The sequence below is a fragment of the Hymenobacter crusticola genome, from assembly GCF_002154225.1.
GTDB classification, from domain to species: Bacteria; Bacteroidota; Bacteroidia; order Cytophagales; family Hymenobacteraceae; genus Hymenobacter; species Hymenobacter crusticola.
On record NZ_MTSE01000005.1, the window covers coordinates 347,343 to 371,150 of the forward strand.

At 55.5% G+C, this 23,808-nt stretch carries 20 protein-coding genes; 14 read left to right on the forward strand and 6 right to left on the reverse strand.

Features of this window, described 5'->3' with window-relative positions; genetic code table 11:
* Window positions 1–36 precede the first annotated feature (36 nt).
* Entirely contained in the window at window positions 37–1,803 is a 1,767-nt protein-coding gene (gene aspS / locus BXP70_RS12790) for an aspartate--tRNA ligase (protein ID WP_086594465.1), read from the reverse strand.
* 238 nt (window positions 1,804–2,041) lie between these two features.
* Here aspS and BXP70_RS12795 point away from each other — a divergent pair, with 238 nt between their 5' ends.
* From BXP70_RS12795 to BXP70_RS12835, 9 genes are all read left to right on the forward strand, one after another.
* Window positions 2,042–2,509, forward strand: a complete 468-nt coding sequence (locus BXP70_RS12795; RefSeq protein WP_086594466.1) for a hypothetical protein — start codon at window positions 2,042–2,044, stop codon at window positions 2,507–2,509.
* Window positions 2,510–2,703: 194 nt separating this feature from the next.
* The gene (locus tag BXP70_RS12800) at window positions 2,704–3,273 is read left to right on the forward strand and encodes a hypothetical protein (RefSeq protein ID WP_143436481.1); all 570 of its coding nucleotides are present in this window, start codon (window positions 2,704–2,706) and stop codon (window positions 3,271–3,273) included.
* A 90-nt stretch (window positions 3,274–3,363) separates the two neighbouring features.
* Window positions 3,364–3,810 carry a nucleoside deaminase gene (locus BXP70_RS12805; protein WP_086594468.1) on the forward strand — a complete coding sequence of 149 codons (447 nt, stop codon included), beginning with the start codon at window positions 3,364–3,366 and terminating at the stop codon, window positions 3,808–3,810.
* A gap of 134 nt (window positions 3,811–3,944) precedes the next feature.
* A complete protein-coding gene (locus BXP70_RS12810) occupies window positions 3,945–4,550 on the forward strand; it encodes a superoxide dismutase (RefSeq protein ID WP_086594469.1) in 606 nt (201 codons plus the stop codon).
* A gap of 306 nt (window positions 4,551–4,856) precedes the next feature.
* Window positions 4,857–6,143, forward strand: coding sequence for a nucleoside permease (locus BXP70_RS12815; protein WP_086594470.1), 1,287 nt, complete (start codon window positions 4,857–4,859; stop codon window positions 6,141–6,143).
* 570 nt (window positions 6,144–6,713) lie between these two features.
* Window positions 6,714–8,255: an adenosine kinase gene (locus BXP70_RS12820; protein WP_179197679.1), complete on the forward strand. Its 1,542-nt coding sequence runs from the start codon at window positions 6,714–6,716 to the stop codon at window positions 8,253–8,255.
* A 43-nt stretch (window positions 8,256–8,298) separates the two neighbouring features.
* A complete protein-coding gene (locus BXP70_RS12825) occupies window positions 8,299–9,384 on the forward strand; it encodes a purine nucleoside permease (RefSeq protein ID WP_086594472.1) in 1,086 nt (361 codons plus the stop codon).
* Window positions 9,385–9,479: 95 nt separating this feature from the next.
* Window positions 9,480–12,773: a TonB-dependent receptor gene (locus BXP70_RS12830; protein WP_086594473.1), complete on the forward strand. Its 3,294-nt coding sequence runs from the start codon at window positions 9,480–9,482 to the stop codon at window positions 12,771–12,773.
* A gap of 69 nt (window positions 12,774–12,842) precedes the next feature.
* Entirely contained in the window at window positions 12,843–14,138 is a 1,296-nt protein-coding gene (locus tag BXP70_RS12835; RefSeq protein ID WP_086594474.1) for an NCS2 family permease, read from the forward strand.
* Window positions 14,139–14,281: 143 nt separating this feature from the next.
* Here BXP70_RS12835 and BXP70_RS12840 read toward each other — a convergent pair whose 3' ends face one another.
* A complete protein-coding gene (locus tag BXP70_RS12840; protein WP_086594475.1) occupies window positions 14,282–14,701 on the reverse strand; it encodes a nucleoside-diphosphate kinase in 420 nt (139 codons plus the stop codon).
* 260 nt (window positions 14,702–14,961) lie between these two features.
* Here BXP70_RS12840 and BXP70_RS12845 point away from each other — a divergent pair, with 260 nt between their 5' ends.
* The 4 genes from BXP70_RS12845 (at window position 14,962) to BXP70_RS12860 (ending at window position 18,122) form a co-directional block, all read left to right on the forward strand.
* Entirely contained in the window at window positions 14,962–16,005 is a 1,044-nt protein-coding gene (locus tag BXP70_RS12845; protein WP_086594476.1) for a DHH family phosphoesterase, read from the forward strand.
* 37 nt (window positions 16,006–16,042) lie between these two features.
* A complete protein-coding gene (locus BXP70_RS12850) occupies window positions 16,043–17,005 on the forward strand; it encodes an FKBP-type peptidyl-prolyl cis-trans isomerase (RefSeq protein WP_086594477.1) in 963 nt (320 codons plus the stop codon).
* 68 nt (window positions 17,006–17,073) lie between these two features.
* Entirely contained in the window at window positions 17,074–17,628 is a 555-nt protein-coding gene (locus BXP70_RS12855; RefSeq protein WP_218779782.1) for an FKBP-type peptidyl-prolyl cis-trans isomerase, read from the forward strand.
* A 74-nt stretch (window positions 17,629–17,702) separates the two neighbouring features.
* Window positions 17,703–18,122, forward strand: coding sequence for an FKBP-type peptidyl-prolyl cis-trans isomerase (locus BXP70_RS12860; protein WP_086594523.1), 420 nt, complete (start codon window positions 17,703–17,705; stop codon window positions 18,120–18,122).
* A gap of 69 nt (window positions 18,123–18,191) precedes the next feature.
* Here the strand turns inward: BXP70_RS12860 and recO are convergent, their stop codons facing one another.
* The 4 genes from recO to BXP70_RS12880 all read right to left on the reverse strand — a co-directional run bounded on the left by recO (window position 18,192) and on the right by BXP70_RS12880 (window position 22,585).
* Window positions 18,192–18,911 carry a DNA repair protein RecO gene (recO, locus tag BXP70_RS12865; protein ID WP_086594478.1) on the reverse strand — a complete coding sequence of 240 codons (720 nt, stop codon included), beginning with the start codon at window positions 18,909–18,911 and terminating at the stop codon, window positions 18,192–18,194.
* 111 nt (window positions 18,912–19,022) lie between these two features.
* The gene (porZ, locus tag BXP70_RS12870) at window positions 19,023–21,416 is read right to left on the reverse strand and encodes a type IX secretion system anionic LPS delivery protein PorZ (RefSeq protein ID WP_086594479.1); all 2,394 of its coding nucleotides are present in this window, start codon (window positions 21,414–21,416) and stop codon (window positions 19,023–19,025) included.
* A gap of 53 nt (window positions 21,417–21,469) precedes the next feature.
* Entirely contained in the window at window positions 21,470–22,093 is a 624-nt protein-coding gene (locus tag BXP70_RS12875) for a thymidine kinase (RefSeq protein ID WP_086594480.1), read from the reverse strand.
* Between the two features lie 168 nt (window positions 22,094–22,261).
* The gene (locus BXP70_RS12880) at window positions 22,262–22,585 is read right to left on the reverse strand and encodes a 2Fe-2S iron-sulfur cluster-binding protein (RefSeq protein WP_086594481.1); all 324 of its coding nucleotides are present in this window, start codon (window positions 22,583–22,585) and stop codon (window positions 22,262–22,264) included.
* 35 nt (window positions 22,586–22,620) lie between these two features.
* Here BXP70_RS12880 and BXP70_RS12885 point away from each other — a divergent pair, with 35 nt between their 5' ends.
* Window positions 22,621–23,781, forward strand: a complete 1,161-nt coding sequence (locus BXP70_RS12885; RefSeq protein WP_086594482.1) for a hypothetical protein — start codon at window positions 22,621–22,623, stop codon at window positions 23,779–23,781.
* The last annotated feature ends 27 nt before the right edge of the window (window positions 23,782–23,808 follow it).

Below are 23,808 nucleotides of genomic sequence, written 5' to 3' on the forward strand. Positions count from 1 at the left end.
TCAGGTGCCGCTTTTGTTTAAATGGTAAAGTAGCTGCTACTTCGTCGGAACTACCGCCGTCTTGATGCTCAGCTCCTTCAGCTGCGCTTCTGAAATCTGGGCGGGCGAGTCGATCATCACGTCGCGGCCAGAGTTGTTCTTCGGGAAGGCGATGAAGTCGCGGATGCTGTCGGCACCGCCGAAGAGCGAGCATAGGCGGTCGAAGCCGAAGGCGATGCCACCGTGGGGCGGAGCGCCGTACTCGAAGGCGTCGAGCAAGAAGCCGAACTGCGCTTTTGCTTCTTCATCAGAGAAACCTAGCAGCGAGAACATGCGCGCCTGCACCCCACGATCATGGATACGGATGGAGCCGCCGCCGACTTCCACACCGTTGATAACCATGTCGTAAGCGTTGGCCCGCACTTCACCGATGGTGTTGGGGTTATCGAGCAACGCTAGGTCCTCGGGCTTGGGCGAAGTGAAGGGGTGGTGCATGGCGAAGTAGCGGCCTTCTTCCTCGATGTACTCAAGCAACGGGAAGTCTACGACCCACAGCGGGGAGAACGTGTCTTTGTCGCGCAGACCTAGGCGCTGGCCCATTTCCAGGCGCAGCTCACTCAGGGCTTTGCGCGTCTTGTTGGCGTCGCCGGCCAAGATGAGCAGCAGGTCACCTTCGTTCGCGTTGAAGGCTTCTTTCCACTTCTGCAATTCTTCCTGCGAGTAGAACTTATCAACCGACGACTTCACGGTGCCACCCGCTTCGACGCGGGCGTATACGAGGCCGGTAGCACCTAGCTGCGGGCGCTTCACGAACTCCGTCAGCTCGTCGAGCTGCTTGCGGGTGTACACGGCGCAGTTGATGGCGTTGATGCCGACCACCAGCTCCGCCTTATCGAACACCGGGAAGTTCTGGCCTTTCACGATGTCGCTCAGCTCCACGAACTTCATTTCGAAGCGCGTGTCGGGCTTGTCGTTGCCGTAGAAGCGCATCGCATCGGCGTACGTCATGCGCGGCAGCTCGCTGATTTCAAGGCCTTTCACTTCCTTGAACAGGTACTTGACCAAGCCTTCGAAAGTATTCAGGATGTCTTCCTGCTCCACAAAGGCCATTTCGCAGTCAATCTGGGTGAACTCCGGCTGGCGGTCGGCGCGCAGGTCTTCGTCGCGAAAGCACTTCACGATCTGGAAGTAGCGGTCGAAGCCCGACACCATCAGCAGTTGCTTGAAGGTTTGGGGCGACTGCGGCAGGGCGTAGAACTCGCCGGGGTTCATGCGCGAGGGCACCACAAAGTCGCGGGCGCCTTCGGGCGTGCTCTTGATGAGCACGGGCGTTTCTACTTCAATAAACTCTTCACCATCGAGGTAGCGGCGCACGGCTTGGGCCATGCGGTGGCGCAGCATCAAGTTCTGGCGCACGGGGGTGCGGCGCAGGTCGAGGTAGCGGTACTTCATCCGCAGGTCGTCGCCGCCGTCGGTTTCGTCTTCGATGAGGAAGGGCGGCAGCTTAGCGGGGTTGAGCACCTCCAGCTGTTGCACCCGAATCTCGATGGCGCCCGTCGGAATCTTCTCGTTTTTGGAGTAGCGCTCGGCCACTTTACCAGTAACTTGCACCACAAATTCCCGACCTAGGGTGCGGGCTAGCTCGCGCAGCTCGTCGGCTTCCACGCCTTCTTCTAGCGTTAGCTGGGTGATGCCGTACCGGTCGCGCAGGTCAACCCAAAAGATGCCGCCTTTGTCGCGGGTGCGCTGCACCCAGCCTGTAAGTGTGACAGTTTGGCCAGCGTTATCGAGGCGGAGTTCGCCGCAGGTATGCGTTCGGAGCATGGACCGCAGATGGTTAAGAGGTGATTCGATACTAAATTTCGGAAAGCGAAGGTAGGCAGGAAAAATAAGTCGACCGGCCGACGCGCCCGGATTTTAGCCAGGTCAGATTAGAACTTTCATCTATTAAAATTCACTTTGTGAAGGCATAACGCGGTTTTTTGCGTAAGCTCCATGCATTTTGGTACGGAGTGTGCCTTTTCAAGTGACATTCTGTTTTAATCTCCTCCTTAGTTTTTACATGAAACGCACTATTCTTTTCAGTTGCGCCGCTGCCTTGCTCACTATTTCGGCAGCCCACGCGCAAACCCCGACGAAGGTTAAAACCAAATCTAAATCTGCTGCTACGGGTGCCGTTGTCAAGTCGAAATCGAGCGGTGCCGAGCCCGTAGTGCTCGATGGTCCTATCAAGCGCGTTGAAACGCTTTCGGGCATCGACGTGTACCCCGATCCTAGCTCCCAAACCATTATGCTGAGCTTCACGCAGCAGTTTACCAAACCCGGTACGCTGGTGATGACCAACTACAAGAACGTGCCCGTGTACACTACGGCCCTCGATCCGCTAAATAACACGGGCCAGCCCGTCGACCTAGGTCGGATTCCGGCTGGCACGTACTTAGTCGAGGCCAAAACCGGTAACTATGTGTACTGGAAGCAGGTGCGCGTGAAGTATCCGTCGAAGGCAGCAGCGAGCAAAAAGCGCCGCTAGCAGCTAGCTTCCCACTCTTCTAAAAAAACCTTTGTGACCTAGGTCGCGAAGGTTTTTTTGTAGGAACGAGCCACAGCGCATTCAGCGTTTGACGGGAAGCAGAAGCGACTATCGTGGTTGTTTTTCAAGCTAGGTTGTGCACGCGAGAATGCGCCGTGGCGCGTTCCTACAGCCGGTTCTATTTACTTTGTTATATGAAAATCCCCGTTTCCCTTTTACGCTTCGTACCGTTGTTGGCCTTATTCACGCTTGTTGCCTTTCATATGCCGGCACCGAAGCTGAAGAAAACGCCGGTTGGCAAAAACATCACCCTAGGTGTTCCGGAGGGCTTCGCGCCCTTGCCCGACGATGGCATTGCCGCCAAGTACCCCGCGCCGCGCAAGCCGCTGGCCGTTTTTTCGAACCCCAACGGCCGCGTAGATGTGAGCGTAGCCCAGAAGCCAAGCACCTTCACCGACCGTGACTATGCTTTGCTGCTCAAGATTTACAAGGCGAGCATTCAGAATACGTATTCAAAAGTGGAGTTTCTTACCGAAGATATTCGCACCATCAACAAGCGCGACTTCGTGACGCTGGAGTTCACCTCAACCCTGAACGACACACGGCGCAATGCCAACCTAGCGCCTATTCGTCGCTATCAGTTCCTGCAGTACACCATTCAGGGCGACCAGCTCTACGTATTCACCTTCAACGCGCCCGCCGAAGAGCTACCGCAGTGGCAGCCGACCGCCCGAGCCGTCATGGCGAGCATTTCCATGAAATAGAGTAACTGAGTAACGGAGTGACTGAGTGGGTCGTCGAACGACTTTGTTGTAGTCACTCCGCCACTCAATTGCTCAGTCACGCTATCATTTATGACTCTTTCTTTATACAGCGACGAGCACTACATGCGAGAGGCGCTGAAGCAAGCGCGCTACGCGTTGGCAGAGGATGAAATTCCGATTGGCGCTGTGGTCGTGCTGGAGCGGCAGATTATTGCCCGCGCCTACAACCAAACCGAGAAGCTGCGCGACGTGACGGCCCACGCGGAAATGCTAGCCCTCACGGCGGCCGCCAACCACGTCGGCAATAAATACCTCTCCGACTGCACGCTGTATGTGACCATCGAGCCGTGCGTGATGTGCGCGGGCGCTAGCGCGTGGGCCCAAGTGCAGCGCGTGGTATATGGCGCGCACGAGGAAAAACGCGGCTTTCGACGGCACGGCAACCTATTGCACCCGCGCACCGAGCTGGCGACGGGCATCCTGGCGGCTGAGGGCGCGGAATTGATGCAACAGTTTTTCGCCCAAAAACGGAAATAACTCTACTTTTAGCGGCGAAATGAGGAGCGGCGTAGCAGGCTAACCGAGCGGCGGGCATAACCCATTCGCTCCTACGTTTGTTATTTCCTAACTCACCACGTTACCATCTCACTAATCCACTTAACCCTCTGACTATGGCTTTCGAACTGCCCCAGCTGCCTTACGCCTACGACGCCATCGAGCCTTACATCGATGCGCAAACCATGGAAATCCACCACACGAAGCACCACCAGGCGTACGTGACCAACCTGAACAACGCGATTCAGGGTACGGAAATGGAAAACCAGTCGCTGGAAGAAATCCTGCACAACATCGCCAAAGCCCCCGCGGCAGTGCGCAACAATGGCGGCGGCCACTGGAATCACTCCCTGTTCTGGACCATCCTAGGTCCGAATGGTGGCGGCGAACCAACCGGCGCTATTGGCGAAGCCATCACGAAGGCTTTCGGCAGCTATGAAAAGTTCAAGGAAGAGTTCACCAAGGCCGCTACCACGCGCTTCGGCTCGGGCTGGGCATGGCTCTGCAAGCAGCCCGATGGCTCGCTGCAAATCTGCTCGACTCCAAACCAGGACAACCCACTGATGCCTGACTCCGGCTGCAAAGGCGTGCCCGTACTAGGCCTCGACGTATGGGAGCACGCGTACTACCTGAAGTACCAAAACAAGCGCCCCGACTACATCGCTGCGTTCTACAACGCCATCAACTGGGATGAAGTAAACAAGCGCTTTGCCGCTATCTAAGCTTCCCCGCGCTAGTTTTTCAAAAGGCTTCTTCCGAAAGGGAGAAGCCTTTTTTGTGGCCGTTAGCATTGTCGCTGGCGGCTACCTAGCTATTGTTAGGTTGCTTGGGTAAGTTTAGCGTTGAGGTGGGCGGTTTGCAAGGGCTAGGTTGCCGGCAGCAAGTAGCTTACTGGCTAGGGTAGCGGCGGTGCTCTGTCCTTCCTGCCCGTTTTCACTGGCAGGCATAGCCCCGTGCTGCCCCTTCTTCAACAAGAATCCTTAGTATCTTTAGGATCCGAATTCTTCTTCATTCCAAACTGCCTCTGCATGAACACCAAGCTGCGTCTTACCATCCTGAGCTTCTTACAGTTTTTTATTTGGGGTTCGTGGCTGATAACTATTGGGGCGTACTGGTTCCAGACCAAGCAATGGTCGGGGGCGAAGTTCGGACTCATCTTTTCCACCATGGGGTTGGCGTCTATCGTGATGCCGTCGCTCATGGGCATCCTGGCCGATAAGTACATCAACGCCGAAAAGCTTTACGGTATTCTGCACTTGCTGGGCGGCGTGATGCTGGCCATCGTTCCCTCAGTGGCCTCGCCCGAAACGATGTTCTTGGTGATGCTGCTGAACATGGTGTTCTACATGCCTACGCTATCGTTGTCTATTGCCGTCTCGTATTCGGTCTTGAAGCGCGAGGGCCTCGACGTAGTCAAGGATTATCCACCGATCAGGGTGTGGGGCACCATCGGCTTCATTGCGGCCATGTGGACGGTGAGTTTGCTAGGTTTCGAGAAATCAGGTAATCAGTTCTACGTCGCCGCTATTGCCGCTATTATACTAGGGCTTTACGCGTTTACCCTACCCAAGTGCCCGCCTCTTTCCAAGGGTACGCCTAGCCGCTCCTTGGTCGATACCCTAGGTCTGAAGTCGTTTGCCCTGCTGCGCGACCCGAAGATGCTGACCTTCTTCCTGTTTGCAATGCTCCTGGGGGCGGCTTTGCAGCTTACTAATGCTTACGGCGACACCTTCTTGCACGATTTCGACAAGATACCGGCCTACCAGGACACCTTCGCGGTGCAGCACCCGGCCATGATCATGTCCATCTCACAGATCTCTGAAACGTTGTTCATCTTGGCTATTCCGTTCTTTCTGCGACGCTTCGGTATCAAGCAGGTGATGCTATTCAGCATGGTCGCGTGGGTGTTACGTTTTGGCCTGTTAGCCTACGGCAACCCTGGCACGGGCCTGTGGATGATCATCCTGTCGTGCATCGTGTATGGCATGGCGTTCGACTTCTTCAACATTTCCGGCTCCTTGTTCGTCGAAACACAAACGACCTCATCCATCCGTGCTAGCGCGCAAGGCTTGTTTATGATGATGACCAATGGCTTTGGCGCGGTGCTAGGTAGCTCGGTCAGCGGCTGGGTGATTCAGGAGTACTTCACCAATCCCGCCGACCAGAGCAAGGATTGGCATAGCATCTGGCTAGCTTTTGCAGCTTACGCGCTGGTCATTGCTGTACTATTCGTTCTGCTTTTCAGACATAAGCACGATCCGGATTCTGTCAATGCCGCTCAAACCGAGCCTGTGCTGGCCACTGGAGAAGCATAATAGCTCAGTTGATCTTGTTCAATAAGCAAAAAGAAGAGGCGACCAGTATACTGGTCGCCTCTTCTTTTTGCAGCTGCCGCCCCTCTTGCTTGAAAGGCACTTTGCTTTCTTTGATACTATTTTTCATTCTTATACCCTTCTAGAGCATAGGTCTTTTTCACATTAACCTATACTTTTATTCAAATACCCCTTGTACTGCTAAGCTATTTCGGTAAAGTGTACATAATCTTTGTATTTATCCTAATCCGTTGCTAGGTTGCCTTCTCATTCTTGGAGCTAGGTATTGCTAAGCTAGGTTGGATGTTCTTCTCAGTCTATTTATTTCGGAAGAAAGGCACCGTATAGCTTGCTAGCAGTTGCTTTATTTTATCCGTGGGCTAGAGCAATTTGGATCTATCTATTATAGTCTAGCTGTGGTTGAACGAACGGATGGTGTAAGCATTGGGAAGTCATTGTTGCAAAAAAGCTGGTGTTAGCGCTGCTCCTTTCTTAAGCACCCTTGAGAAGCGTTTTTTTATAGGCATGGCTGTTAAAAGCCTAGCGCCTTTGAAGTGGTTCGTCTACCTTTTTATGGTTGCTGGCTGCTCGACCAGCCATTTGCCCAACGCGGCTACGCTTCGTGCACCGAATAATGCGTACCGGCCGAGCCAGAACGCCGCCGCGTATGAGAGGCAGCGCCGAGCGTTACTAGCCGCGGATAGCGCGCGGGCATTCAACGCCGCCATCGTGTTATCGGCCGAAGAGCAGCAGGCGAACCGAAAGCTCATTTATTTGCGGCAGCAGTTGCTCGGGCACTACGACTCCACGCACTATTTCCCGCCGGGGCGCAATTTCTACCGGGCGCGGAACCACATGTACGCCACGAAGTTGTTTCAGCTGCTGCGCAAAATGCCGAAGGGCGGCATTCATCACTTGCACCCGAACGCGGGCGGCAGTTCATGGTGGATTGTGCAGCGCGCGTTGCGGGAGCCGCAATGTTACGTGTACTGGCAACCCGATAACCAGCAGTACGTTAAGGGCCAAATCTTCTTTTTTAGGCCGCGCGAAGCTCCCGCGGGCTTCTACCCCACTCAGATTCTGAACGACACTGTTCAAAATTTCCCCCAGAAGCTGCACGACTTGCTGACCTTCGACGCAGCCGAAAGTCAAGATTCGGTGGATGTATGGCGCGAGTTTGAGCGCTGCTTCCAGCGGCTAGGGGGCTTTACGAGCTACCAGCCAATTTTCAAAGACTTGTACACGGCCACCTTCGATTCGCTGGCTGCCGATGGCGTGCAGCACGTGGAGTTGCGCACGTCGCTCAATGGCAGCTTGTACGACTTGCAGCACCCAGCCGGCTCCTTTCCCGCCGACTCGATCATTCGGTATTTTCAGCAGGCGTCCCAACGTATTCGGGCTCAGCGCGACCCGACTTTTACGTTTAAGCTGATTTATACCAACACGCGTTTCCGCTCGCTGGATATTATTACGGCGGATCTGCGAAAAGCATTTGAGCTGCGCAAGCGCTATCCTAGCTCGGTGGTCGCCTACGATCTGGTGGCCCACGAAGATGCAGGCCACACCACCGACTACTTCCGGAAGGCATGGTTTACGCGCGACTCGCTGACGCGCGTCTACGGCATCGACATGCCGCTTTGCCTGCACGACGGGGAAAGTGCCTGGCAGCACACCAACAACCTGTACGACGCGGCTTTGCTGAACAGCACCCGCATTGGGCACGGCTTCAACCTGTCCTTCTTCCCCGCGGCCGAGGAACTGGTGCGCAAGAACGACATCTGCCTTGAGGTCAGCCCGCTTAGCAACCAGATTCTGGATTACATCGGCGACTTGCGCATGCACCCGGCGCACGCCTGGATTAAGCACGGCATCCAGATTTCCATCAGCCCCGACGATCCGGAGATTTTTGACTACGTGGGCGTCACACCCGACTATTGGTCGATTCTGCTGGCCTGGGAGCTAGACCTGCGCGACTTGAAAAAGCTAGCCCTCAACGGCATCGAATACAGCTACCTGAGCGCCGCCGAAAAAAAGCTAGCTCTTGCTGCTTGGCAGCAGAAATGGAAGGCTTTCGTGGCGAAGATCAACCAGGAAGTAGCCCTCCAAAACAAGTAGTAGCCACCCAACCCATACCACTTCACACCATACCAGTACCTGCATGAGAAAACTTTTCCCTGCTCTGTTTTTCCTCTTTACCACACTTACTGTTTCTAGGCAAGCTCCCGCTTCTAAGAACAAGCCATCGGCTAAGCCCATTCCGGTGCGGGTCGTGATTATCACCATGTTTGAGCGTGGCGAAGACACGGGCGATACGCCGGGCGAGTTTCAATACTGGGTGGAGCGCCTACCGCTCAAAGAGACTATTGCTTTTCCGCAGGGCTACCGCAACCTGCGCTACAGCCCCGAAAAACAAGTGCTCGGCATTTGCACGGGCATGGGCACGGCTAGGTCAGCAGCCTCCATCATGGCGCTTGGCATGGACCCGCGCTTCGACTTGTCGCACGCGTACTGGATGGTGGCGGGCATTGCCGGCATCGACCCGGCCGATGGTAGCACCGGCTCGGCGGTGTGGTCGGAGTGGCTGGTCGACGGCGACCTAGCCCACGAAATCGACTCGCGCGAGATGCCGAAAGAGTGGACGACGGGCTACATCCCGCTGAGCAAGACCAAGCCGTACCAGGAGCCCGCCCGCGCCGGCGAGTACAACAACGCCATGCACCTCAACGCCGGCCTGGTGCACTGGGCCTACAACCTGACCAAAGACCTGAAGCTGCCCGACAACGACAAGATCCGGGAGATGCGAATGGCTTATACCAACTACTCCGCCGCCCAACAACCCCCTAAGGTGATGATGGGCGACCATCTAGCCGCCATGACCTACTGGCACGGCCAGTACGCCAATGAGTGGGCCAACGATTGGGTGAACTATTGGACCCAAGGTAAGGGCAACTTCGTGACCTCGGCCATGGAAGATACCGGCACGGGGCAGTCGTTGGAATTTTTGGCCAAAGCCGGCAAAGTGGACTTTCAGCGCTACATGGTGCTCCGCACGGCCAGCAACTTCACGATGCAGCACCCCGGCATTACGGCCATTCAGAGCCTAGCTAATGAAGAACACGGCCAAGACAAAGGCTACTCGGCTTACCTCCCGTCGCTCGAGTCGGCTTACATGACCGGCGAAAAGGTAGTGAACAACCTTGTGAGCAATTGGGCCACTTATAAAGACAAAATCCCCGGCAACTAACCTCTCTTTCCTTTCCGCAACGCTGCCCCTCCGCGCCTTTTCTGATCAGTAAAATTCCCTGCTCTCCATGAATCTTCAACCTATTTACCAAACCCATGAGAAGCTTGTACTCACGAATTTTACTGCTGGTGCTGTGCCTGCTGGCCCACCAAGCGGGCTGGGCGCAGGGCGTCACCACGTCCTCTATGACGGGCATCGTCAAGGACACCAAAGGTCAGTCGCTGCCCGGCGCTAGCGTCGTTGCTGTTCATACGCCATCCGGCACCAAGTACGGCACGGCCACGAACTCCGACGGCCGCTACAACCTACCCAACATGCGCGTGGGTGGGCCTTACACCGTGACCGTCAGCTACGTTGGCTACGAAACCAAAGTCCTCGACAACATTCAGCTAGCTCTCGGCATGGCGGGCACTTTCAGCTTCAACCTCGCCGATCAATCGAGTGCCCTGCAAGAGGTAGTGGTGACGGGTAATAAGAACGGCGTATTCAGCTCAGATCGTACGGGCGCGGCCACCAACATCACGCGTGAGGCCATCAACTCGCTGCCCACGCTGAGCCGCTCCCTCACCGACTTCACGCGCCTCACGCCCCAGGCCAACGGGCAGAGCTTCGGCGGCCAGGACAACCGCCTGAACAACATCACCGTGGACGGTTCTATTCTGAACAGCAGCTTTGGCCTGGCGGGGCAGCCCGGTGGCCGCACGAACTCCTCGCCCATCAGCCTCGACGCTATCGAGCAAATTCAGGTGAACGTGGCCCCGTACGACGTGCGCCAGAGCGGCTTTGTGGGCGCAGGCGTGAACGCCGTGACGCGCAGCGGCACCAACGAGTTTTCGGGTTCGGTGTTCTACAATATTCAGGGCGATAAGTTGGTCGGCGACCGAGCCAAGAACACCAAGCTCACCGTCAATAATTTCTCTAACAAGCAGGCTGGCTTCCGCCTCGGTGGCCCGATCATCAAGGATAAGCTATTCTTCTTCGTAAATGGCGAGCTGGAGCGCCGCGTTGACCCCGCCACGCAGTACCGCGCCAACCAAGGCGGCGAAACGGTAGCTGGCAACACTACCCGCGTACTAGCCTCCGACCTAGATAACATCAGCAACTACCTGCGTACCAACTTCGGCTACGAAACCGGTCCCTACCAAGATTACAACCTAGAGCGCCGCAGCGACAAGCTGCTCGCTAAGCTCGATTACAACATTAGCGACAAGCACCGCGCTAGCATTCGCTACAACATGCTGAACTCGCGCCAGGATGTACCGATCAACACGGGCAGCTTCGTAAGTGGCGCGCGGCGCGGTAACCTGAACTCGCTCACGTTCCAGAATTCAAACTACGTGCAGCTGGAGAAGATCCAGTCGGTGATTGGGGAGCTGAACTCGACCTTCACCCCGAAGCTTTCGAACAACCTGATCCTAGGCTACACTTACCAAAACGAGAACCGCGACCAGGGCAACGCTTTTCCGCTGGTGGATATTCAGAGCGCTGGCACCACTTATCTCTCCTTTGGCTTCGACCCGTTCACGTACAACAACCTGCTGACGTACTCGACGCTACAGTTGCAGGACAACCTTTCGTACTACGCCGGCAACCACACCTTCACGGCTGGGTACAACCTAGAGCGCTTGAGCTACAACAACACCTTCGTGCAGAATGGCGTGGGCGTGTACACGTATAGCTCGCTATCGGACTTCTACGCCGCTGCCAATGCCTCCTTGGCCGGCTCCCCCACCTCGCCCGTGAACCTGGTGCGCTACCAGCAGCAGTACTCGGCGCTGCCCGGCAACGCATTGCCGACCTCGCGCACCAAAGTGACCTATACGGGTCTGTACTTCCAAGACAACTGGCTGCCGAAGCCCAACGTGAGCGTGACCCTAGGTGTGCGGGCCGACGTGCCGTTCTTCGACAAGACGGGCTTGCTAAACCAAGCCGCTTCTGAGCTAACCTTCCGGGACGAAAACGGCAAACTGCTGCAAGTACGGACCGACGAAATGCCGAAAGCTAGGCCGCTTTGGTCGCCGCGAGTTGGCTTCAACTGGGATGTACTGAACAACAAAACTCTGCAAGTGCGCGGCGGTACGGGCATTTTCACCGGTCGTCCGGCATTCGTGTGGATCGGCAACCAGATCGGCCAAAACGGTATCCTGCTCGGCACAACCGACGTGACCAACACCACGGCCATTCCGTTCAGCCCGAATATTGCGGCCAACTACCCCGCCAACCCGACCCTGCCGCCTACTTACCAGCTGAACATCACCGACCGGGACTTCCGCTTCCCGCAGGTGTGGAAGAGCAACCTAGCTATCGACAAGACCTTGTTCGCGGGCATTATCGGCACCTTGGAGTTCATCTACAATAAGAACATCAATGCGATTCGCTACGTGAACATCAACCAGGCCGATGCGCTGGGCAACTTCGCCGGGCCCGACACGCGGGTGCGCTACCCTGGCTCGGCCGCGGCCAACCGTCTGAACTCGACCATCACCCAGAACTACTACCTGACCAATACCAGCAAGGGCTCCTCGTACAGCCTGACGGCGCAGCTGGAGCGTCCGTTCACGAACGGCTTATTTGTGCGCGCCGCCTACAACTATGGGCACGCGAAAGACTTGCTGTCGGCCGGCACCACGGCGTCGGGTACCTACGGCGGTATTTATTCGGTGAACGGCGGCAACTATCCTAGCCTCTCCTACTCGGATAATGACCTGCGCCACCGCGTAATTGGCTCGGTATCGTACCGGAAAGAATACGGCAACTTTGGCGCGACGCAAATCTCACTGTTCTACGAAGCGCGCAACCAAGGTCGCTTTAGCTACACCTACAGCGGTGACCAGAACGGCGACAGCTTCACTGGCAACGACTTGCTCTTTGTGCCCAACTCGGCCAGCGACCTAGCTTTTCTGCCCATTACCAACACGGCCAACGGCACCATCACCACGCTGTTCACCGCTGCCCAGCAGGCGGCGGCCTTCGATGCGTACATCAACCAAGACAAGTATCTGAAGGATCACCGGGGCCAGTACACGGAGCGTAACGGCGTGCTGATGCCTTGGGTAGCCCGCGCTGATTTGAGCTTGGTACAAGAGTTCTTTGTGAACGTAGGCAAGAAGCGCAACACCCTGCAATTCCGCGCCGACGTGTTCAACGTGGGCAACCTGCTAAACCATAACTGGGGTGTAGGCGAGTTCTACATCAACCGCTCGCCGCTGATAGCGGCTGGCACTACCACCGCTGGCGTGCCGCAGTACCGCATGGCAACCCTAGGTACGGGTGCCAACCAAACCCTGCTTACTACTACCTACCAGAACTCGGCGACCCTCAGCCAAACGCCCTCGGTAGCCAGCGACGTCTGGACGGCGCAGCTCGGTATCCGCTACATTTTCAACTAAGATTCCGGCAAAAGGCCGTCGTGCTGCGCACGACGGCCTTTTTAATTTTTAGGCTAGCTTTCTGCCCTGATGCAAACCCAACTCGAAAAGCTGTTTCGGCTTCAACACCACCAGACGACGATCCGGACCGAAGTGGTGGCCGGCCTCACGACGTATCTCACGATGGCCTACATCGTGTTTGTGGTACCCACTACCCTCGGTGCCGCCGGCCTGGATAAGCAGGCCCTCATCGCCGTGACGTGCCTGGTCACGGCCTTGTCGACGGCGTTGATGGGCCTAGGTGCCAACGTACCGATAGCCGTGGCGCCGGGGCTAGGGATGACTGCTTTCTTTACGTACACGCTCGTGCTCACCAATCATATTCCGTGGCCGGTGGCATTAGGCATTGGGTTTTGGGCCGGCGTACTTTTTCTGGTACTCAGCCTGATTGGGGCCCGCGAAAAGCTGGTAGAAGCCATTCCGCCTTCCATCGTCACAGCTATTCCGGTGGGCATCGGCATGTTTTTGCTGTTCATTGGCCTGCGCAACATGGGCGTAGTGGTAGCCAATCCCAACACGCTGGTGATGCTTGGCAACTTTACGCCGTCAGTAGTTATCAGCGTAGGCGGGCTTTTCGTGACCCTAGCTTTGCTGATTCGCAACGTGAAGGGTGCGATTCTACTGGGTATTGTGCTAGCTACGCTTGTCGCCGCTTTGGCCGGTTTGGTAGCACCGCCTGAGGGCGTTTTTACTTCCGGCGTGCGGGTAGCGCCCGTAGCGTTTAAACTTGATGTGCTAGGTGCTTTGCGTTGGAGCCTGCTGGGACCCGTGTTTGCACTGTTCTACATCAATATGTTCGACTCACTAGGCACCTTGGTCGCTTGCGCCAGCGAGGCCGGATTGGTACAAGAAAACGGCAAGATTGAACGCCTCAGTCGCATGCTGAACATCGATGCGGTGGCGGCCATCGTCAGTAGTTTACTTGGCACTTCGCCTAGCACTGCCTATATCGAATCGGCCACGGGCATTGCAGCGGGTGGTCGTACGGGGCTCACAGCGTTGGTTACAAGTCTGCTCTTCTTAGGCTCGCTGATTGTCATACCGCTTATCAGCATAGTGCCGGCTTACGCTACGGCGCCTTCCCTGGTCATTGTCGGCTTGCTCATGATCAGTCAAATCCGCCACCTTGATTTCAGCAAGTTTGAGGAGTATATTCCGGCGCTCTTCACCATCCTGATGATGCCTCTTAGCTTCTCTATTGCTACTGGCATGGCCTGCGGTTTTCTTTCCTGGGGCCTCATCCGATTGCTGTTATTTCGGCCGCGCGAAATAAGTGGCGTGCTGTACGTGATTATGGCGCTTTCTCTGATTAGCTTGCTGCTCTGAGACAAGCTAATCAAGCACTTACCCTACCGTAAGTACAATCAAAGTTTATTTTGAGTATAAAAACAGTATAAACATAGCACACGAAAAAACCCGCTCTGCAGCTTGCAAAGCGGGTTTTTAGTTGAATTCAGCTGTAGGCTAGCTTAAAACTGCTCGTCGGCGCTGAAATAGAAGTCACCTTCGATCTGCGCATTTTCGTCAGAGTCGGAGCCGTGTACGGCGTTGGCTTCAATACTCTTGGCGTACTTCTTCCGGATGGTACCTTCAGCTGCCTGCGCTGGGTTGGTAGCCCCGATCAGCGTGCGGAAGTCAGCCACGGCGTTGTCCTTCTCTAAGATAGCCGCTACGATGGGGCCCGACGACATGTACTTCACCAAGTCGTTGTAGAAAGGACGCTCCTTGTGAACTTCGTAAAACTTGCCGGCGCGCTCGGGCGTCAGGCGTACTTTTTTCAGCGAAACGATGCGGAAGCCGCCTTCTTCGATCATGTGCAGAATGCCACCAATGTGGTTTTCCTGTACCGCGTCGGGCTTAATCATCGTGAATGTGCGATTCGTTGCCATGCTAGTCTGGGGTGAATGAGTAACTGAGTGAGGTGAGAGGTAAAAAGGATTTTGTCCTTCTTTGGGCGCAAAAGTAGTCTTATTGCGCAATTGGATCAGTACGCAATGAAAAAGGGCGCGGCGATACGTACATACTCCCGACTCAGTTGCATCTTACCGCACCAAATTTCACCTTCTTTTGTTGAACCCAGTAATATTTCCGATTTTTGCCGCCTTGCTCCGGCGTAAACTCCCGACTTTCAGCCACCTATTAGTAGGCAATGTCCACTATCAACGACTTGAAGGAGCTGCTTGCGCAGCCCCGGCAAATCTTCATCACCACGCACCACAAGCCCGACGCTGACGCCTTGGGCTCGTCGTTGGCCATGGCGGGTTATCTCCGCAAAAAAGGGCACCACGTGACCGTAGTAACGCCTTCTGACTACCCTAGCTTCCTGGAATGGATGCCGGGTAACAGCGAGGTTGTCATCTACGAATCACAGCAAAACGACGCGCAAGTGCGCGACCTTATCAGCCGTGCCGAGGTAATTTTTTGCCTCGACTTCAGCTGCCTAGGTCGCATCAACGAAATGGGCGAGTATATCCGTGCCGCGCGTGGGACGAAGGTGCTCATCGACCACCACCTAGAGCCGGAGCAGTTTGCCGACCTAGATTTCTCCAACCCCAAAGCTGCCGCCACCGCGGAGCTGGTATTTGAGGTCATCCGTGACCTAGGTGACCAGCGCCTCATCGACGTGGGCATTGGCGAGTGTCTGTACGCCGGCATCATGACCGACACGGGCTCGTTTCGCCACCCCAGCACCTCGCGCAACGTGCACCTGATCATTGCCGAGTTGCTCGACGCCGGCATTGACCTAAGCTCGGTGCACCGCCGCATCTATGACTCACACTCCGAGATGCGTCTGCGCTTCCTAGGTTTCGTGCTGAAGGATAAGCTCACGGTGCTGCCCGAATACAACACCGCCTACATCGCCATTACGCAGGATGAACTGCGCCAGTATCAGTCGAAAACCGGTGATACCGAAGGCTTGGTGAACTTCGCGCTCAGCATCGAAGGGGTGGTGTTCGCCGCTATTCTAATCGACCGCGGCTCGGCCGTCAAGATTTCCTTCCGCTCGGTGGGCGACTTCTCCGTGAACGAGTTTGCGCGCAAGCATTTCAACGGTGGTGGCCACCACAATGCCTCTGGTGGCATCAGCTACGATCCGCTGAATGTGACGGTGCAGCGCTTCTTAGATCTACTGCCTGCGTACCAAACTCGCCTTGTAACGGCTCCCTTGGCAGTTGCGCCGCCGACGGCGTAACTTGCCTCCAATTCCCTTATCATCCTTTTTCTATTTCATGCTCTTTTCACGCAATTTTCTGAGTCTGGCTCTGGCAGCCGGCGTTTTAGGCCTAGCCTCCTGCAACAAGGGCGGTGGCGAATTCAAGAAGGCCAAATCGGGCTTTGAATACAAAGTCTTCAAGAGCACAGGCAAAGGCAAGTACGACGCCCGCGAAGTAGCCCCCGAGGGCGACGCTACCTACAAAGAGCGGACGGGCAAAGTGATGGCTCTGAATGTGGAGTACCGCACCGGCAAAGACTCCGTCTTGTTCAACTCGCGCAAGCAGCAGATGGGCATTCCGATGCGCATTGAGCTGCAAGAAGTAAAAACCAAGGGTGGCTTAGAAGAAGCCATTTCGCTGCTTCAGCCCGGCGATAGTGGCGTGTTCCGTTTCAATGTGGACAGCATCTTTGCCAAGTCGTTTAAGTCGCCAGTGCCGCCATTCATGAAAAAGGCTGGTCCTACCATGACCATGTACGTGAAAGTCGACAAAGTGCAGACCCGCGAGGAAGCCATGGCCGACCAGCAGAAGTCGATGGTGGATGCGCAGCAGAAGATGATGGCGCACGCCAAAGATCAGCTGAAGAAAGATGACGTTGTTCTGCAAGACTACATCAAGAAAAACAACCTCACGGCGCAGCGCGACACGTCGGGTATCTACTACGTAGTGACGCAGCCCGGCGCGGGCGCGAAGCCTAAGCAAGGCCAAACGGTATCCGTGCAATATCGTGGCACACTGCTCGACGGCAAGGAGTTTGACTCTTCGGCCAAAGGCAACGGTGGCAAGCCAATCTCCTTCGCCCTAGGGGTAGGACAAGTGATTCCAGGTTGGGACAAAGGCATTGCACTACTCAGCAAAGGCAGCAAGGCAACGCTCCTCATTCCGTCTTCGCTGGCCTACGGGCAGCGCGGCGCAGGGGCTGATATTCCGGCCGACGCACCGCTCCGCTTTGACGTGGAACTAGTTGACATCAAATAGAATTAAGTGGAAATAAGCCTCGTCGGGAATTCAGCTGGCGGGGCTTTTTTCTTAACTTCAAAGGTACTATGACACACCTTTTTTCTTCTTCCTTGCTTCGTTTGACGGCGCTAGCTTTCGCCGCAGTGCCTTTACTTGCCTCCTGCAAAAAGGATGAAGTCGACTACGATGCCATCGACCGCGAACAGAAGGCTCAGATGCGCGCTATCTTCGTTGCCGACTCGCTTACCATCACCAAGTACATTGCCGACAGCAGCTTCAAAAATGTGGTACGCCGCCCCTCGGGTGTTTACATTGTAACGAAGAAGGCAGGAACTGGTGCCGTCGCTCAGCCAGGCCAGGCCCTCACGACCTACTACAAGGGCTATACAATTCCCGACAACAAGCTTTTTGACGCCTCGCAGGTAAATGCTACGACGGGCGCTCTTACCCCGTATTACTTTACCCTAAATGTTACCAACGTGATCTACGGCTGGCACGAAGGGTTTGCTTCAATGAACAAGGGACAAAAAGCCATTCTGCTGATTCCTTCTGCCCTAGGGTACGGGTCGACTGGTGCTGGCAACGCTATTCCTCCGAACGCGCCGTTGCGTTTCGACGTGGAGCTAGCCGACATCAAGTAGACTACATAACCACGCCAAGCTTTGCACCAATCAGCTGGAATATGAAGCGCTGCGCAGCCAACTTCGGTAGGTATATGCTCCTGCTATTCTTTGGGCTTGTGGTGGGTACAGCGGCTCTAGCGCAGTCGGCAGACACCTTGCGCACAGCTAGCGGCGTGCGGTACGTCATCCGGCAAAAAGGTACGGGTAACCTAGCCCAGCCCGGCGACCGGCTCACCATGCGCTATACGGGCTATCTGCCCAACGGGCGCATCTTTGATGCTTCCGTTGCCGATGGGGCGCCTATCCGCTTCCGAGCGGGTCGTGGTGAGGTTATCCGGGGGTGGGACGAGCTAGCGCTGCTTCTCCCCGCTGGTACCCGTGCTCACGCTTGGATTCCGGCAGCCTTGGCTTATGGTCACAAAGGCAACCGCGACCCAGATGATGACAGACGCTACATTATCCCGCCCGATACCGACTTGGAATTTGAGCTAGAGGTAGTGAAAATAAAATAAGCTTTAACACAAAAAAGGCCTTCCTCAGCGGGAAGGCCTTTTTTGTGTTAATCAGTGTTGCTGTGAGCTTTACTCCGCTAGTACCTCCGACAGCACATCTAAGGAACGAATATCACCTAGCTTTTCCACGTGCAGCTGATAGTAGCGAATCAGTACTTCTAGCAACTCACGCCGGACACGCCCATTAGGAATGGTAACGTGAGCCGGGTGTTGCATCAGTTCGTCGAAGTAGCCGTCGAACTCTTGGAAGCGCAACGCTGCGGGGCCTATGCCACGCGCTGCGTTGGTCGTTTCAGTAGCAAACGCAACTTGCGTTGTGATTTCGCTACCTGCTTCAGCCCCAAAACCTAGGTAGGACGCTAGCTGAAGCAAGAAGGTCAGTGCGAAATTTTCGAAGCCCGCTTCCTGGGCATCGAAAGCGAGGATAGAGTCGTGCAGGAAGCTGAACAGCGGTTCGTTCTGCTCTTCCTCCAGCACCGTTCGGCTCACCATTTCCGACAAGAATAGCACCACGCTGCTCTTGCGCACGTCGTACGGCAACGAACGAAACTGATGCTCACAGCGGTACTCCGACAGGCGCGTAATACCGCCCTGCCGCGACGTATACGCGACTAGGTCGAGCAGCGTGAAGGGCTGAAACAGCGCAATGCGGCCCGGCGGCTTCGCTTTGCGCACTCCATTAACGATGTACGTTTGCAGGCCTAGGTGCTCCGTGTAAACGCGCGCAATAATAGATGTTTCGCGGTACCGCATATAGTTCAGCACGATACCACGGGTTTTGATTAGCATACTTCGGCAGGAAACTAAGTAAAGAGTAACTGAATAACGGAGCAGTTGCGTAATATCGTTCAACCACAACGTACTCCCTGGTTCAGTTACTCAAGTAGTCAATTCCTTTCTTTATTGTTGCACTACGGCAATCTTGCTGATGCACCCTTGGTTGCCATCGGCGTCGGAGGTCAGGACCAAGTACACTCCCGACTGCACCTTGCGCCCGCTGTAGTCAGCTAGGTTCCAAGTTACAGTGCCACCGTTGGCGCGCGTCTGGTAAACGAGGGCGCCGGTAATATCTGTAATTTTTACAACGGCATTGTTCGCGAGGCCCGAGATGCCAACTTGGCCAGTGAAGTTGGTGCGCACGGGATTCGGAAATACACTGGCGCAACTGGGTTTGGCATCAGTGACCGTGGCATCGCCGCGGTATGAAGCTAGGCCAGCATCCGTGAGCACGAACACTTCGCCCGTTTTATCATTCACGGCTATATCCACGATGCGGTTGGAGGGCAGCGGCGAGTCGTCGGTCGTGAAGTGCAATAGCGCTTCGTCGGCGTCTTCGTTAAAAAGCCAGAGCCCCCGTTCCGTCCCGAACCACTTGCGGTTGCCGCCATCCACGGCAATACACAGCACCGTTTCACCCCGTAAGAGCGGAAAGCCGCTCGTTTCGCCACGCCGCACGATGGGCACTTGGAAGCCGGTATCGTTACCAGACAAAAACGCTTGACTAGGATCACTAAATACGGCTACTGCACCGGCCAAGCCGGAGGCGGCACCAGCGGAAGAAGTACCAACCCAAATAGCGCCTTTGCGGTCTTTTACGATGGCATAGACCTCACGGCCTGGCAAGCCACCATCGGTGTCGGAGAAGGTGCGCGTGGTGCCTGTAGCTTCATCATACGCTACGACCCCGTTTACAGCGCCAGCAAGCCCTAGCCGCGCCCGCGACGCCCAAAGGCCGTTGTAATCATCAAGGACGATACGGTCTAGGTTGTCCGACCCGGCAAAGTAGGGCAGAGTCCGCCAGGTTTCGTCGGAAGGTTTAAAAACGTGCACGCCCGAAGTACCTGGACGTTCTGGGTAACGATTAACTACCCACACATTTCCATCAGCATCAGTCGTTAAATCAGTTACACGCGTGTAGTTTGGATCGTTATATTTTACATCAGCTGTTTTGAGGGGGCTATTCGAAGGTCCGAACAGTTTGAATTCTCCAGGACCTTTCCATTGTAGCATCCCGTTACCATAACTCCCAACGTAGAGCGTTCCGTCGGGTGTGCGGGTCCCACGTGTTAAGTCTTTAGGATTGGGATATTGACTTATGTCTGGAAAGGTAGTCTTGTTGAAGTTCGTCCATTGCCCATCCCGGTACTCGTAAAAACCTAGGTAGTTTTCGCTCTGCAAGTAGCTGGTTTGATAGCCTCCGCTGAACACATCCACCGCATTTGTAGCCCGATCGGCCAACAAGCTAAACCCTAGAGCATTGGCAGGTGCATTGGTCACGAAGCTTTCTAATGTTTGTCCACCATCACTCGTCGTTAATAAGCCTCGGGTGTTGTCGGCAATAAACAGTTTGCCACCTTTGGCACGTAGTGCATCTTGAGGGCTTGGCACTTGGCTTTGGCTTTTAATCAGAGGTGCGTACTGCCCGGCCTTATTCACTGTACCAATGCCAGCACTTGAAACTACATATAGTTGCGAGCCAATTGGCCGCAAATGACGGAAAGCGTCATTGTACGTTCCGGGCACATCAGTCCAGCCGGTTGTGCTCCCCTTATACACGAACAGCACCGACTGCTTTATGCCCGCATATACTTGGCCATTATACGTGGCTATGGTTTGGTAGAAGTCGCCATTTCCCTTACCCCCTAGCTGGTCAATCGTCCAGCGGTTATAATCAAGCAAGTTATCGGTGAGCGAACCGTGCATGATGCCCACGGAAGTGGCGGCAAACAGTTGGCCGTTTGCCACGGTCGTTGCGTACACCTGCACGCTAGCTCCGTTTGGACCAATGTTGCCATAGCTTTCACGCACCTCCAGCTTAGTCATATCGAACAGCAGCAGGCCAAAGCTGCAAGAGAGATACGCCGATTTACCGCTGAAATAAATGTTATTGATGGTCTTGTCGCCTGAGATCTGCTTGCGCAATACGTCGGTCACGTTTTGCACCGAGCCATCGGCGCGCAATACGTCGATGTTGCCGCTTTTATAGGCAATTATGGTCTGTTGGCTTACCGAGTCGTAGGCTGCCGTGTTCACGCCTACATCACTTAAGCCGTCACGACGCGTCAGCAAGCGGGTTGTATTCAGGTTTTTATCGTAGTAAAAGAACGCACCTTCGGCGACCACATATACCCGGTCGCCAGCATCCGTTACCACCTTCGCCCGGTTGTTGGGCAGGTAGAGCTGCCAGTCGCCGTAGCCCACTGTACTTTGGCCACTAGCCGTATAAGCACTCAGGATCAGTAAAATAATAACAAGCCAGTTCAACCGGCGGCAAGCGAGTAGCAAATAATTCATTGGCAGAGGATAACAGCGAAAGAACGACGGAAGATAACGGTCTGCCGCTGTATTTAGTGCTTAGCCGCCGCCCGAACCGACTCCGGATTTTTCTCCTTCATTCCTTCCAGAAAACACGGCCGGCAGCGCGCTTCGTACGAATCGGTTTCCCCAAGTAAGATTTTGTCTTCGGAGGCAGCAATGCGGAATGAATAGGCGGCTAGCTCACCACAGCACACACAGACGGCGTGCACCTTCGTCACAAACTCGGCCACGGCCATGAGCGCGGGCATTGGCCCGAAGGGTTTCCCGGTGTAATCCATATCTAGGCCGGCTACAATTACGCGCGTGCCTCGGTTGGCCAGCTGCGAGCACACCTCCACCAGGGATTCGTCAAAGAATTGTGCTTCGTCGATGCCCACCACGTCGCATCCACTAGCGAGCAACAGAATTTCCTGCGCCAAAGCCACCGGCGTGGAGCGGATGCTATTGGCGTTGTGCGACACGACATCGAGCTCGTGGTAACGTTTGTCCAGCGCCGGCTTGAAAATCTCAACCCGCTGCCGCGCAATTTTAGCGCGGTTGAGGCGACGAATCAGCTCCTCCGTTTTGCCGGAAAACATGGAGCCACAGACTACTTCAATCCAGCCCCGGCGGGGGAGGTCGCGGCTCGTGCCGACGCGAGGTTCTATAAACACAATGCGAGTAACTGAGTGATGAAGTAATTGAGTAATGATGCGGCGAGTAGGCCGTTTTTCCTCAATCCTAACAATCGAAATTACAACTTTATGGTTGGAAGCCGCCGTCTTTTCGCCCTAGCAGACCTCGTTCGCTACCTATCGTTCAGGTAGTCAAGCAGTCTTCTCCTAGCTACTATACTGCACGTGCGGCAGCTGGGTGGCACGTGGTACGCGGCCACGTACTGTGCCCTCAAGCAGGCGCGTTTGGCACGTAAGACGCTCGTGCGCTAAAAGGCGCCCGGCAGCTTGGTAGCGCAATTCGGCATCGGTTGGCGGCGTTAAGTGAGCTAGGCCTTCTATTACTTCTAGGCGGCAGGTGGTGCAGCGCCCCTTCCCACCGCAGGCGTGCAGCCAGTCGTGGCCGGAAGCTTGCAAGGCCTTTAAAAGCGTACTATCCTTAGCCACAGATACGGTGCCGCCAGGCAGGTTTTCTATCAGTAGAGTGGGCATCTTTCTCTAAATTGCCAGTTGAATCAGGCTTCCAAATGAACAATAAATATAGCCAGGCAAAGCGCGAACAGTACGGCCGTCGCCTTGCCGACCACCTTTGCCAGCAACACTTTGCCGCCCCCGCCATGCCACCCACGGCTACGCTCGATGGACCGGCCATTCTGCGCTTTACGCCCATCCGACAAATCAATCTGTTTGTTGTGCAGCAACTGCTAGCTCAATGGACAGCCGAAATGGCGCGCCTGCGCAGCCCTTACTTCGACTTTGAAGCTCCTGATGTCCGCCAGGCCCTCACGCAATTCATGAATGTACTGTCGCGCCGCATCAAACTCACGCGTACGGCCTTCGAGCCGTTACTCGCCCGCGCCGTTGCTGATACCTTCGCCGTCGTTCTCGACCCAACTACCACCTTTGATTTGAAACTGCTCAATGCGCAGCCCTACGCCAGCGTGGAGCAGCTGCGCGATGCATTGCGCTACTTGGACGTAGAAAAAGCACTGTATCAAGGCTTCTTGGATACGTTAACGCCGGACAAGCCACTGGAGCGGCGTATTCTACTCACGGGCTTTCAGCAATACCAGGAAAGCAATCCGCTGCCCAACGACGCGTTTGCGAAGCTGATGCAGGAACTTGACACGCTGCTGCCGCTCACCGAGGCCGACTTGCTGGAAGCTAGCCCGGTCGCACCCGAACCGGCCAAGCCCGAAAACAAGCCAGTGCCACGCGCTGCGGCAGAACCTGTCGAGCTAGCGCCCCAACCTGCTGCTAGCCCCGTAGTCGTCGAACATAAACCTAGCCCCCCAACTGAAGCACCACGACGTCCGCTGGTGGAAGCGGCGACAGGTGGCGCGGTTCCGCTCCATGAGAAGCTACGGGCCGAGCGGCCAACGGGTACTTCGCTCAGCGAAACCCTGCGGCCGGAGCGGCCCAACGGTACCACTTTAGCCGAGAAGGCTCCCAAAGTTGAGTCACTGCGCGAGGCTATTTCCATTAACCAGCGCTTCAGCTTTATTAATGAGCTATTCAACGGCGAAAACATGGAATACCACGCGGCCATTCAGCAACTCGATAGCCTCCCCGACGCCGATACGGCCCGACGCTACGTCGCCGATGAGCTAGCGCAGAAATACGGCTGGGTCCGGAAGGAAGAGCATGTGAATAAGCTGTTGAAGCTTATTGAACGCAAGTTCGCTTAAGCTGCTAGCGTGTTTTCTCCTCTCGCC